The sequence below is a fragment of the Pseudomonas sp. NBRC 111132 genome, from assembly GCF_001320565.1.
In the GTDB taxonomy this organism is placed as follows: domain Bacteria; phylum Pseudomonadota; class Gammaproteobacteria; order Pseudomonadales; family Pseudomonadaceae; genus Aquipseudomonas; species Aquipseudomonas putida_P.
Window position 1 is genome coordinate 1 of record NZ_BCBI01000033.1, and the last position, 12,438, is coordinate 12,438.

Here is a 12,438-nt window from a genome sequence, read left to right on the forward strand (position 1 = left end):
TCTGCCCCCACTCCAAGCCCCAGAATCGTCGGCCAAACTGTTCAAACGCTGCCCCGGCAGCTCATGGAGTACGAGCCAATGCCACACGAAGGCAGCCTTCTGCAAACCGCGGTGATTTTCCTGCTTGCCGCCGTCCTCGCTGTCCCGCTGGCCAAGCGCCTGCAACTGGGTGCCGTGCTCGGTTACCTGCTGGCCGGCGTGGTCATCGGCCCGCAAGCGCTGGGTTTGATCCGCGACACCGAAAGCGTGGCGCACATTTCCGAGCTGGGGGTGGTGCTGCTGCTGTTCATCATCGGCCTGGAACTGTCGCCCAAGCGCTTGTGGCTGATGCGCAAGTCGGTGTTCGGTGTCGGTACTGCCCAGGTGCTGCTGACCGGCGCGCTGATCGGTGCCATCGCCCTGTTCGGCTTCAGCCAGACACTGCCGGCCGCTATCGTGCTCGGCCTGGGCCTGGCGCTATCGTCCACCGCCCTTGGCCTGCAGAGCCTGGCCGAGAGCAAGCAACTCAACGCCCCGCACGGCCGCCTGGCATTCGCCATCCTGTTGTTCCAGGACATCGCCGCCATACCGCTTATCGCCCTGGTGCCGCTGCTGGCCGCCAGCGGCCCGGACACCAGTCACGGCGACAGCCTGCAACACGGCCTCAAGGTGTTCGCCAGCATCGCCGTGGTGATCATCGGCGGCCGCTACCTGCTGCGCCCGGTGTTCCGCACCGTAGCCCGCACCGGCCTGCCGGAGGTGTCCACCGCCACCGCGCTGCTGGTGGTGATCGGCACGGCCTGGCTGATGGAAGAAGCCGGCATTTCCATGGCCCTTGGCGCCTTCCTCGCCGGCCTGCTGCTGGCCGATTCGGAATATCGCCACGAGCTGGAATCGCAGATCGAGCCGTTCAAGGGCCTGCTGCTGGGGCTGTTCTTCATCAGCGTGGGCATGGGCGCCAACCTTCGCCTGCTGCTGGACATGCCGCTGGTGGTGCTGGGCCTGACCCTGCTGCTAGTGGCGGTAAAGCTGGTGCTGCTGATAGGCGTCGGCCGAATGGTTGGTGGCCTGAACAGCGCCAGCGCCCTGCGCCTGGGCATGGTGCTGGCGGCGGGTGGCGAGTTCGCCTTCGTGGTGTTCAAGCTGGGCAAGGACCAGGGCCTGTTCGACACCCAGACCTACGACCTGCTGCTGATGACCATCACCCTGTCGATGGCCATTACCCCGCTGCTGATGCTGGGCTGCGCCCGCGCCCTCAAACGCCCGCAACCGGCGCGTGAAGTGCCCGAGCAGTACAAGCAGATCCAGACGGATACGCCGCGGGTGGTGATCGTCGGCATGGGCCGCATGGGCCAGATCGTCGCGCGCATCCTGCGTGCGCAGAAGATCCCGTTCATTGCCCTGGAAACCTCGGTGGACACCATCGAGATGACCCGCATGTTCGAACAGGTGCCGGTGTTCTACGGCGACCCCCTGCGCCCCGAGGTGCTGCACGCCGCCAAGGTGGGTGAAGCGGAGTACTTCATCATCACCATCGATGACCCTGAAGCTGCCATTCATACCGCCGAACGGGTGAAACGCCTGTACCCACACCTTAAAGTGCTCGCCCGGGCACGTAACCGCCAGCATGTGCACAAGTTGGTGGATGCAGGCGCCGAGCCGATTCGCGAGACGTTCTACTCCAGCCTGGAAATGACCCGCCGGGCGCTGGTGGGGTTGGGCTTGAGCGATGAACAGGCGGCGGACCGTATTGCGCGGTTTACCCAACATGACGAAGAAGTGCTGGTGGCCCAGGGGCATGTGCGCGATGACCGGGCCAAGGTGATGCAGACGGCCAAGGAGGCGCGGGTGGAGCTGGCGCGGTTGTTTGATTCGGATGCGGATTGAGGGCCTTTGTCGTACGCCTTGAGGGTTGTGGCGCCATTACGCGCACCCAAGAAACCATCACGGAATCGTCCGATTCTCAGCAAGATCCTACTTCCCGACCAACCATTTCCTACGTCACCGCCGATCCCGAGGATTTATCCTACACCCCGTGTCGACGCCCGTCTGATTGTCCGGGGAAGGCCTGCTCTCTAGGCTGACCGGGTCGCTGTCGGTTCAGCGATCGGGTGTGGAAACCCGGCAGGTAATCGGAACAGCTGTCGTCATGGCAGTTGCACGCGGGAGGCCGTATGGCCTGCCGGGGTTCCGATAGCCCGGCTTTCCACCCCGCGTGCAGCCGCCACCCTTCGCGTGGAAACGGATGGTGCCGGCCAACCTCTATCGGAGTTTGGCTATGAAAAAGATTGTTCCCGATCCACCCCTCCCCAACACCACACAACGCCCTTTCAGCCGCTGCGATGCCGGCCATCCCCCATTGTTCACCGTAAACCCCGGCGTCTCAGCCCACGACGCCCTGGTACATGTCGCCCAGTACCTGCGCGGTGCCTACGACTGTGGCTACAAAGCCCTGGAGCATCTGGATGAGACAGGCAAAAGCCTGTTCTGGAGCAACCTAAACTCACTCGAAATGGCAGAAGGGCTGGTTGAGGCACTGCTGGATGGGATTGAGTCACAGCCAATGAATTGATGCCGCCTGTACCGGCCCTTTCGCGGGTGAACCCGCTCCCACAGGATCACCACTGGTTCTGAAACTGTGCAGTACCTGTGGGAGCGGGTTCACCCGCGAAGAGGCCAGCACAGCAAACAAAAAAGGCCGGCCCCCTATAGAGAGAGCCGGCCTTTGCGCGCACTGCTATGGGTTGGTTACTTACCCGCAGTCAACGCGTTGTAGCTGGTCATCAAATTCCGATAATCCGGAATGTGGTTGGAGCACAGCGCAGCCAGCCCTTCCACATCGTTGCGCCAGTCGCGGTGCAGCTCACAGGCCACGCCGAACCAGGTCATCAGCTGGGCGCCCGCCTGGCTCATGCGGTCATGAGCAGCATCGCGGGTCATTTCGTTGAAAGTACCGGAAGCATCAGTCACCACAAACACATCGAACTCTTCTTCCAGCGCCGACAGCGCCGGGAAGGCTACGCAGACCTCAGTCACCACACCGGCAATGATCAGCTGCTTCTTGCCGGTAGCCTTCACCGCCTTGACGAAGTCTTCGTTGTCCCAGGCGTTGATCTGGCCTGGGCGGGCGATGTACGGGGCATCCGGGAACAGGGCTTTCAGTTCTGGCACCAGCGGGCCGTTGGGGCCTTGCTCGAAGCTGGTGGTGAGGATGGTCGGCAGGTTGAAGAACTTGGCCAGGTCAGCCAGGGCCAGCACATTGTTCTTGAACTTGTCCGGCTCGATGTCGCGCACCAGGGACAGCAGGCCAGCCTGGTGGTCCACCAGCAGCACGGCGGCGTCGTCTTTGTTCAGGCGGTTGTAGGTGAATTTGCTCATGGTCTGTGCTCCTAAGGGTTATGAATTTTTCAGCAATTCGGGGTGTTTCGCGTTGATGGGCACAGATTAAAATCATCACCTTCACGGCGGTAGACTGCGAAAAATGCCTTTAGCGTTCCATTTGGAGAACGATCATTGGAAGACCTCAACTCCCTCTACTACTTCACCCAAGTCGTTGAGCACGGTGGCTTCGCCCCAGCCGGCCGGGCGCTGGACATGCCCAAGTCAAAGCTCAGCCGGCGCATCGCCGACCTTGAAGACCGCCTGGGCGTGCGCTTGCTGCACCGCACCAGCCGGCACTGCTCACTGACCGAGATCGGCCAGGCCTACTACAACCGCTGCCTGGCCATGCGCGTAGAGGCCGAGGGCGCGGCAGAGATCATCGAGCGCAACCGCAGCGAACCACGCGGGCTGGTGCGCATCAGTTGCCCGACTACCCTGCTCAATTCCTGGGTTGGGCCGATGCTGACCCGCTACATGCTCAAGTACCCGCAGGTGGAGTTGTTCATCGAAAGTACCAACCGCCGTGTCGACCTGTTGCACGAGGGCTTCGACATTGCCCTGCGGGTGCGCTTTCCGCCGCTGGAGAACACCGACATGGTGATGAAGGTGCTGAGCAACAGCACCCAGTGCCTGGTCGGCCAGCCGCAATACCTGGAGCAATTGCCCAAAGGTTTCGACCCACAGCTGCTCGGCACGCTACCGAGCGTGCACTGGGGCAGTGCCCAGCGTGAGTACCAGTGGGAGCTGTTTCAGGGTGAGGGCAACAGCCGCAGCATCGTCATCCCGCATAAGCCGCGCATGGTGACTGACGATCTGTTCGCGTTGCGCCACTTCGTGGTGGCAGGCGTGGGGATTGCCCACTTGCCGCGAGTGGCGGTGCGTGAAGACCTGGCGGCAGGGCGGCTGGTAGAGCTGCTGCCTGAGTGGCACCCGCGTTGCGGGATCGTGCATGCGATCTTCCCGTCGCGGCGCGGGTTGCTGCCGTCGGTGCGAGCGTTGATCGATCATCTGGCTGAGGAATTTGCCATCAGCGACATGGCTTGAGCACCGGCGAAAGCGCCAGCAGTGAAAGAACAGAAAAGGGGGCCAAAACTGGCCCCCTTTTTCACATCAGTTCAGCTTAGAAAGCAAAGCATGAACAACCCAGCGCACCCCAGAAGCCCTGGAAGTCATTCACCGGTACGCTCGAATGCCGCGCTTTCTCATGGCTGTGCGCATGCACCCCGCATGGCCCGCTGCACTGGTGCACGGCGGCGGCCAACGATGGCGTACCGACGCGCCAGTGCCCCGGCACCTTGACCACCGGCGACCATTCCGGCAACACAGGCACCTGCGGCGGGCCCAGTTTGTCGAACTCACCTGCGCCGTACACCACCTTGCCATCGACGATCGTCAGCACCGACTCGATGCCCTTGATCGCCTCTTCATCGACGCTGAAGAAGTCCAGCGACAACGCCGCCAGGTCGGCCAACTGGCCCACTTTGATCTGGCCCTTCTTGCCCTGTTCGCTGGAGAACCAGGCACTGCCCTGGGTAAACAGCTGCAGCGCGGTATCGCGGCTCAGGCCTTCCGGGTACAGCGCCATGCCGCCAACGGTCTTGCCGCTGACCAGCCAGTACAGCGAGGTCCACGGGTTGTAGCTAGACACACGGGTGGCGTCGGTACCGGCGCCCACCGGTACGCCCATGTCGAGCATGCGCTTGATTGGCGGGGTCTGCTCGGCCGCCTTGGCGCCGTAGCGGTCGACGAAGTATTCACCCTGGAAGGCCATGCGGTCCTGGACGGCGATACCACCGCCCAAGGCGCGCACGCGCTCGATGTTCTGCGGGGTGATGGTTTCGGCGTGGTCGAAGAACCACGGCAGGCCGTTGAACGGGATGTCGCGGTTGACCTTCTCGAACACGTCGAGCATCCGCGTGATCGATTCGTTGTAGGTGGCGTGCAAGCGGAATGGCCAGCGTTGCTCGACCAGGTGGCGCACCACCGGCTCCAGCTCTTCCTCCATGGTCTGTGGCAGGTCCGGGCGCGGCTCGAGGAAGTCTTCGAAGTCGGCGGCCGAGAACACCAGCATTTCACCGGCGCCGTTATGGCGCAGGAAGTCGGTGCCGCTGTGCAGCTTGACGCTGGCGGTCCACTTCTTGAAGTCGTCCAGTTCTTCCTTGGGCTTCTGGGTGAACAGGTTGTAGGCAATGCGCACGGTCAGCTGGTTGTTGTCGGCCAGCTCCTGGATCACCGAGTAGTCGTCGGGGAAGTTCTGGTAGCCGCCACCGGCGTCGATGGCACTGGTCAGGCCCAGGCGGTTGAGTTCGCGCATGAACTGGCGGGTGGAGTTGACCTGGTACTCCAGTGGCAGCTTCGGCCCCTTGGCCAGCGTGGCGTAGAGGATCATTGCGTTGGGGCGGGCGATCAGCATGCCGGTCGGGTTGCCGAACTTGTCCCGCTGGATTTCACCACCCGGCGGGTTCGGCGTGTCCTTGGAGTAGCCAACAGCCTTGAGTGCCGCGCGGTTGAGCAGTGCGCGGTCGTACAGGTGCAGCAGGAACACCGGGGTGTCGGGCGCGGCCTGGTTGATCTCTTCCAGGGTCGGCATGCGTTTCTCGGCGAACTGGAATTCGTTCCAGCCACCGACCACACGCACCCACTGCGGCGTAGGCGTGCGTGCGGCCTGGTCCTTGAGCATGCGCAAGGCATCAGCCACCGACGGCACGCCTTCCCAGCGCAACTCCAGGTTGTAGTTCAGGCCGCCGCGGATCAAGTGCAGGTGCGAGTCGTTCAGGCCTGGGATCACCGTGCGCTGTTTGAGGTCGATGATTTGCGTGGCTGCCCCCTTGTGGGCCATGGCCTCGGCATCGTTGCCCACGGCGACGAAGCGGCCATCCTTGATGGCGACAGCAGTCGCGGTAGGTTTTTCACGGTCAACGGTGTGTAGTTTGCCGTTGAACAGAATCAGGTCGGCGGACATGGAACCTCCTTGGCTGGATGCGTGAGCTGAACCGGCTTGGCCGGTGAAGGGCAATGCGGACCAGAGCGCGCCGGCGGCACCGAGCACGGTGCTGGTGGCGAGGAACTGGCGACGGGTCTTGTCGTTGCGGTCCTGGGACATGATGTTCTCCGTCTCTGGGTGCGGTGGCAGGCGCAACTGTGGAGCATGCCGGTTGGTGCTGGGTCAGGGCCTGGATGGCTGTGCGATGGGTTGTAGAAGGTTAGCCCTGATCAAATTTTGTGCCGCCAAGGCTGCCCATTCGAGGTCAAGCCCGATACGGCGCGGCTCACCCACGCAGCCAATTGGCGCAGCGGCGGGTTACCCAAGGCATGATGTAGAACACCACGGGCAGGATGACGAACAGGTTCACGACCAGGTTGCCGGTGATCGGGCCGCCCAACTGCGGGAAGCGTGCGAACAGCGGCGCCAGCAGTTGCGGAATGACCATGGTCATCGGGCAGATCACCAGGTAGGTCAGCAGCGCCTGCTTCCAGCGCGGCGGTTGCGCTACCGTGGCGCCCGTTGGGCTACCGAGCACCTTGTGTTGCAGGCATACGGTCACCACTTCGCGGTTGTCTTGGAGTGCGGTGTTCATCGGCGTTCCTTGGGATGAGCTTGCCCGCATCCACTGTGCAACGGCGGACGGGCGGTGGATTGGATGGGTATGCAGCCCTGGCCGGGCACCGTCTGGGGGTGCCCGGAAAGGTTGGCTTACTTGCCGGCGTTGAAGGCGTTGTAGCTAGTCATCAGGTTGCGGTAGTCCGGGATGTGGTTGGAGCACAGCGCGGCCAGGCCTTCGATGTCGTTGCGCCAGTCGCGGTGCAGCTCACAGGCCACGCCGAACCAGGTCATCAGCTGCGCACCGGCCCGGCTCATGCGGTCATGGGCGGCGTCACGGGTCATGGCGTTGAAGGTCCCGGAGGCATCGGTCACCACGAACACTTCGAACTCTTCCTCCAGTGCCGCCAGGGCCGGGAAGGCAACACACACTTCGGTCACGACGCCGGCGATGATCAGCTGCTTCTTGCCGGTGGCCTTCACGGCCTTGACGAAGTCTTCGTTGTCCCAGGCGTTGATCTGGCCTGGGCGGGCGATGTACGGGGCGTCCGGGAACAGGGCTTTCAGTTCTGGCACAAGCGGGCCGTTGGGGCCTTGCTCGAAGCTGGTGGTGAGGATGGTCGGCAGGTTGAAGAACTTGGCCAGGTCAGCCAGGGCCAGCACGTTGTTCTTGAATGCGTCGGGTTCGATATCGCGGACCAGGGACAGCAGGCCTGCCTGGTGGTCGACCAGCAGTACGGCGGCGTCGTCTTTGTTCAGGCGGTTGTATTTGAAGTGGGTCATGGTGGCAGCTCCTGATGGTTTTGAATTTCAGCAAGTAGGGTGTTTCGCGTTGATGTTTGAAGATTAAAACCAGGACCTTTGGAGCGGTAGATGGTGGTTTTTGGCTTTAGCGTTCTGTTTTAGGAACGATAGATTGGCGTTGGTTTTGCTGGCCTCTTCGCGGGCTGCCATTGCCTGCCCTGCAAACCTGCTCTATTACTACCCACAGCCCTCCCCTCACCCCGAGACCACCATGCTGGCGTTCATCCAGTCATCCCCGTTGTTGCTCGGTACCGCCCTGATCCTGCTCGACCTCGTGCTCTGGCAAGCCATCCCCATGCAGCGCCGAGCCTGGCGCATCGGCACGCGGCTGGTGATATTCCTGCTGTTCAGCTCAGTGCTGGTGGCCGCCGGCATGAGCCCGTTGCAACCACCGCCCTGGCCCGACGATGTCTCGCGCAACCTGATGGCCACGGTGCTGGCGATCGGCTGGTGGCTGTTTGGCGCACGCACGGTAACCGTGGTGTTCGGCCTGTTGCTGGTAGCCCGTGGCAGCCATGGCGGGCGGTTGCTGCAGGATGTGCTGGGGGCGTTGATCTTCCTCGCCGCCGTGGTGGCTGCCGCAGGCTATGTGATGCAGCTGCCGGTGAAGGGCCTGCTGGCCACCTCCGGGGTGATGGCCATCGTCATTGGCCTGGCGCTGCAGAGCACCCTGGCCGACGTGTTCAGCGGCATCGTGCTGAACACCACGCGGCCCTACCAGATCGGCGATTCCATCTCTATCGACGGCACCGAAGGCAAGGTGCTGGACATCGACTGGCGCGCCACCCGCTTGCTCACCGGCAGCGGCAGTTTGGCGGTAATCCCCAACTCGGTGGCGGCCAAGGCACGGCTGCTCAACCACAGCCGCCCGGCCGATGTGCATGGGGTCACGATCAGCGTGGTGGTGCCGGCCAAGGTGCGCCCCAAGCGGGTGTTCGACGCGCTGGAAAAGGCCTTGCAAGGCGTCAGTGCCATTCTTGCCACCCCAAAACCGAAAGTAACGGTGAAGGCCTCGACGCTGGAGTCAGTGGAGTACGAGGCCAGTGGCTTCGTGGCCGATATGGGCGCCAAGGGTGACGCGCGCAACCAGCTGTTCGACCTGGCGCACCGGCATCTGGAAGCCAGCGGAGTGATGTGGAACGTCGACCTGGCCGTGCCGCCGCGCAGCCGCCAGCGCGAAGTGCTGGACGAGGTCCGCGTGTTCCGCTCGCTGAGCGATGAAGAGCGAGACGCCTTGAGCCAGCGCATGACCGCAGTGGAGTACCTGCCGGACCAGGTGATCCTGGGGGTTGGCGAGCATTCAGATCATTTGCTGGTGATTGGCAGCGGGGTGGTATCGGCGTCGGTGCGCGATGGCGACAAACTGCTGGAAGCCGGGCGCATGGGGCCGGGTGAAGTGCTGGGGATCGAGGGCATCATCGACGAAGACGATTCGCTGGCCGAGTTCCGCACGCTGACCAGCTGCGTGCTGTACCGCATCGACAAGGAACAGGTGAAGAGCTGCCTGCAGCAGCGTGGCGAAGTGCAGACGGCGTTGAGCAAGTTGCAGCGGTTTCGGCGGCAGAACCGCGAGTCGTTGTTGCTGCAGAAGCCGGCCCTGATCAAGAAAGGCGGCTTCCTCAGCTGGTTACACAAGTAAGCCGGCACTGGCCTCTTCGCGGGTTCACCCGCGAAGAGGCCAGTGCTTACAGCACAACTCTCAAGCATTGCCCCGCGTGGTACAGCGAGAAGCCGGACTCATAGAACGCGGTGCGCAATGAAGGCGCACTCACCCCGCTCATGGGCGAAAACGGAATCGGCAGGCTGTCCGCTTCCCCTTTCAGCAAAAACTCGGCAAATGCCCGACCGATCACGGTGCCCGTGGTATTGCCCCGCCCGTTGTACCCCGTCACCGCCACCAGCCCCGGCGCCGGCTCGAACAGGCGCATCAGGTGGTCGGGGGTGAAGTCGATGCAACCGGTCCAGTGCATTTCCCACTCGACCTTGCCCAGTTCCGGGTAGTAGTGGCTCTGGATCCGGTCCGCCCAGCTGCGCACGAACCACGCTGGCTTGTTGTCGACCCGGCCCAGGCTGCCGAGCAGCAGGCGGCCCTGGTCGTCGCGGCGGATGCTGCTGAGCACGGTGCGGGTGTCCCACGAGCCCTGGCCATGCGGCAGCACCTTGTCGGCGGCTGCGCATTGCAAAGGCTTGGAAGCCACCTGGTAGTAGTAACCGCGGAAAAACTGCTTCTGCAGGGTGCTCCAGTCGCCTTCGGTGTAGGCACCAGTGGAAATCACCACCTTGTCGGCGCGCACCGAACCCCGCGCAGTCTTCACCCGCCAGGCATCGCCGTCACGCTCCAGGCCTTCGACCGAAGACTGCTGGAACAGCTTGCCGCCCAGGCGGGCCACGGCGGCGGCCAGGCCCTGGGTGTAGCCCATCGGGTTGATGGTGCCGGCGCGGCGGTCGAGCAGCGCGGCAGAGATCTTGTTGGTGCCGCAGTATTCCTGGCATTGGGCGCCGGTCAGCAGCTCGACGTCGGCACCACGGCGGCGCCATTGTTCGTGGCGGGCTTCGAGGTCGGCGATGCCCGTGGCGTTATGCGCCATGTGCAGCGTGCCTTTGTGCTGGGCCTGGCAGTCGATGCCAAGGCGTTCGATCATGGCGAACACTTCAGCCGGGGCTTCGCCAAGCACCTTGTTCAGGCGGCTGCCTTGCTTCTGGCCGAGGGTGGCCTCGACGTCGTCGGGGCGGATCCAGGTGCCAGCGTTGACCAGGCCGACGTTGCGCCCGGAACCACCGTGGCCGATCTTCCACGCTTCCAGCAAGATCACCGACTTGCCCTGTTCGAGCAGATGGATGGCTGCCGACAGACCGGTGATACCGCCGCCGATCACGCAGACATCGGCCTTGTGCTCACCGGCCAGGGCCTGGGCGGCAACGCTCGGTTTGCTGACGAATTCCCACAAGCATTCTTGACGCAGTTCGGACATGGCCCGGCTCCAGCAGTGTTGTTCTTATTGCAGGTGCATCTGGTTTATTGGGGCCGCTTTGCGGCCCATTCGCGGGTGAACCCGCTCCCACAGGGACATCACAGGTTCCGAAAGCTGTGTTGTCCCTGTGGGAGCGGGTTCACCCGCGAACCGGGGGCATAGCCCCCGGCCATGCAGCATCAAACCATCAGTCGAACACGATACCCTGTGCCAGCGGCAGCTCACGCGAATAGTTCACGGTGTTGGTCTGACGACGCATGTAGCCCTTCCAGGCATCCGAACCCGACTCACGGCCACCACCGGTTTCCTTCTCGCCACCGAACGCACCGCCGATCTCGGCGCCGCTGGTGCCGATGTTGACGTTGGCGATGCCGCAGTCGCTGCCCGAAGCACTCTGGAAGCGCTCGGCTTCGCGAATGTCGGTGGTGAAGATGCACGACGACAGGCCTTGTGGCACTTCGTTGTTCAGGCGCAGGGCCTCTTCGAAGTCGTCATAAGCCAGCACGTACAGGATCGGGGCGAAGGTTTCGTGGCGCACCACATCGCTTTGCGCCGGCATTTCGGCAATGGCAGGCGACACGTAGTAGGCGTTCGGGTACTGGTCGGCCAGCTGACGCTCGCCACCAAATACCTGGCCACCCTCGTCGCGGGCCTTGGCCAGCGCACCTTGCATGGCGTCGAACGACAGCTTGTCGATCAGCGGGCCCACCAGGTTGTCCTTGCGCGGGTCGCCAATGCGCACTTTGCCGTAGGCGGCTTTGACGCGGGCAACCACTTCGTCCTTGATCGAGCGGTGCACGATCAGGCGACGCAGCGTGGTGCAACGCTGGCCGGCGGTGCCGACAGCGGAGAACAGGATGCCGCGCACGGCCAGGTCCAGGTCCGCGCTCGGGGCCAGGATCATGGCGTTGTTGCCGCCCAGTTCCAGGATGCTGCGGCCAAAGCGGGCGGCCACACGTGGGCCGACTTCGCGCCCCATGCGGGTGCTGCCGGTGGCGCTGACCAGCGGTACGCGCGGGTCATCGACCATGGCTTCGCCGGCTTCACGGCCGCCGATCACCAGTTGCGCCAGGCCAGCCGGGGCGTCGCCAAAGGCTTTCAGGGCTTTTTCGAACAGCGCCTGGCAGGCCAGGGCGGTCAGCGGGGTCTTCTCGGACGGCTTCCACACTACCGAGTTACCGGCCACCAGGGCCAGCGCGGTGTTCCAGGCCCACACCGCGACCGGGAAGTTGAAGGCGCTGATCACACCGACCACGCCCAGCGGGTGCCAGGTTTCACGCATGTGGTGGCCTGGGCGCTCGGAGGCGATGGTCAGGCCGTACAGCTGGCGCGACAGGCCCACGGCGAAGTCGCAGATGTCGATCATTTCCTGCACTTCACCCAGGCCTTCCTGAGTGATCTTGCCGGCTTCGATCGAAACCAGCTCGCCCAGGTCGGCCTTGTGCTCGCGCAGCACTTCGCCGAACAGGCGTACCAATTCGCCACGGCGCGGGGCCGGCACAGTGCGCCAGGCGTCGAAGGCGCTTTGGGCCTGATCGATGCGGGCGATGGTCTCGGCCTTGCCGAGCAGTTTCACCGAGGCGATCTGGCTGCCGTCGATCGGCGTGTGAACAGGGTAGTCGCCCTGGGTGTAAGCCTCGGCGGCAACGCCAAGGCGCTCGAGCAATCCAGCAACCATTAGTGCTTCTCCTACATCGGGTGATGGGGTGGAAAATTGATGGGGATCAGTATTAATCCGATCACATAGGTACAACAAACGAC

At 63.4% G+C, this 12,438-nt stretch carries 10 protein-coding genes; 4 read left to right on the top strand and 6 right to left on the bottom strand.

Annotation, left to right across the window (positions count from 1 at the left end; all coding sequences use genetic code 11):
- Positions 1–78 precede the first annotated feature (78 nt).
- Positions 79–1,866, top strand: coding sequence for a monovalent cation:proton antiporter-2 (CPA2) family protein (locus tag APH35_RS16565; RefSeq protein ID WP_012274790.1), 1,788 nt, complete (start codon positions 79–81; stop codon positions 1,864–1,866).
- A 391-nt stretch (positions 1,867–2,257) separates the two neighbouring features.
- Positions 2,258–2,551: a hypothetical protein gene (locus tag APH35_RS16570; protein ID WP_012274791.1), complete on the top strand. Its 294-nt coding sequence runs from the start codon at positions 2,258–2,260 to the stop codon at positions 2,549–2,551.
- A 176-nt stretch (positions 2,552–2,727) separates the two neighbouring features.
- On the opposite strand, the gene ycaC (APH35_RS16575) is transcribed toward APH35_RS16570, so the two are convergent.
- Positions 2,728–3,357 (bottom strand): isochorismate family cysteine hydrolase YcaC, encoded by a 630-nt coding sequence (gene ycaC / locus APH35_RS16575; RefSeq protein WP_012274792.1) that lies wholly within the window; start codon positions 3,355–3,357, stop codon positions 2,728–2,730.
- 135 nt (positions 3,358–3,492) lie between these two features.
- On the opposite strand from ycaC (APH35_RS16575), the gene APH35_RS16580 reads away from it, so the two are divergent.
- Positions 3,493–4,404 carry a LysR substrate-binding domain-containing protein gene (locus tag APH35_RS16580; protein WP_012274793.1) on the top strand — a complete coding sequence of 304 codons (912 nt, stop codon included), beginning with the start codon at positions 3,493–3,495 and terminating at the stop codon, positions 4,402–4,404.
- 76 nt (positions 4,405–4,480) lie between these two features.
- On the opposite strand, the gene APH35_RS16585 is transcribed toward APH35_RS16580, so the two are convergent.
- The 3 genes from APH35_RS16585 to ycaC (APH35_RS16595) form a co-directional block, all read right to left on the bottom strand.
- Positions 4,481–6,463 carry an amidohydrolase gene (locus tag APH35_RS16585; RefSeq protein ID WP_012274794.1) on the bottom strand — a complete coding sequence of 661 codons (1,983 nt, stop codon included), beginning with the start codon at positions 6,461–6,463 and terminating at the stop codon, positions 4,481–4,483.
- A 166-nt stretch (positions 6,464–6,629) separates the two neighbouring features.
- Entirely contained in the window at positions 6,630–6,938 is a 309-nt protein-coding gene (locus tag APH35_RS16590; protein ID WP_012274795.1) for a hypothetical protein, read from the bottom strand.
- 116 nt (positions 6,939–7,054) lie between these two features.
- Positions 7,055–7,684, bottom strand: a complete 630-nt coding sequence (gene ycaC, locus APH35_RS16595) for an isochorismate family cysteine hydrolase YcaC (protein ID WP_060515117.1) — start codon at positions 7,682–7,684, stop codon at positions 7,055–7,057.
- Positions 7,685–7,916: 232 nt separating this feature from the next.
- Between ycaC (APH35_RS16595) and APH35_RS16600 the strand changes: the two genes are divergently transcribed.
- Positions 7,917–9,344, top strand: coding sequence for a mechanosensitive ion channel family protein (locus APH35_RS16600; protein WP_041166807.1), 1,428 nt, complete (start codon positions 7,917–7,919; stop codon positions 9,342–9,344).
- 46 nt (positions 9,345–9,390) lie between these two features.
- On the opposite strand, the gene amaA is transcribed toward APH35_RS16600, so the two are convergent.
- A complete protein-coding gene (amaA, locus tag APH35_RS16605; RefSeq protein WP_060515118.1) occupies positions 9,391–10,677 on the bottom strand; it encodes an L-pipecolate oxidase in 1,287 nt (428 codons plus the stop codon).
- 187 nt (positions 10,678–10,864) lie between these two features.
- Positions 10,865–12,355: an L-piperidine-6-carboxylate dehydrogenase gene (amaB, locus tag APH35_RS16610; protein WP_012274799.1), complete on the bottom strand. Its 1,491-nt coding sequence runs from the start codon at positions 12,353–12,355 to the stop codon at positions 10,865–10,867.
- Positions 12,356–12,438 lie beyond the last annotated feature (83 nt).

Bases quoted from the DNA above. Each gene is read 5' to 3' on its own strand.
- amaB (WP_012274799.1), bottom strand. From the start codon at position 12,355: ATGGTTGCTGGATTGCTCGAGCGCCTTGGCGTTGCCGCCGAGGCTTAC.
- APH35_RS16590 (WP_012274795.1), bottom strand. From the start codon at position 6,938: ATGAACACCGCACTCCAAGACAACCGCGAAGTGGTGACCGTATGCCTG.
- APH35_RS16565 (WP_012274790.1), top strand. From the start codon at position 79: ATGCCACACGAAGGCAGCCTTCTGCAAACCGCGGTGATTTTCCTGCTT.
- APH35_RS16570 (WP_012274791.1), top strand. From the start codon at position 2,258: ATGAAAAAGATTGTTCCCGATCCACCCCTCCCCAACACCACACAACGC.
- APH35_RS16585 (WP_012274794.1), bottom strand. From the start codon at position 6,463: ATGTCCCAGGACCGCAACGACAAGACCCGTCGCCAGTTCCTCGCCACC.
- APH35_RS16600 (WP_041166807.1), top strand. From the start codon at position 7,917: ATGCTGGCGTTCATCCAGTCATCCCCGTTGTTGCTCGGTACCGCCCTG.
- ycaC (WP_060515117.1), bottom strand. From the start codon at position 7,684: ATGACCCACTTCAAATACAACCGCCTGAACAAAGACGACGCCGCCGTA.
- amaA (WP_060515118.1), bottom strand. From the start codon at position 10,677: ATGTCCGAACTGCGTCAAGAATGCTTGTGGGAATTCGTCAGCAAACCG.
- ycaC (WP_012274792.1), bottom strand. From the start codon at position 3,357: ATGAGCAAATTCACCTACAACCGCCTGAACAAAGACGACGCCGCCGTG.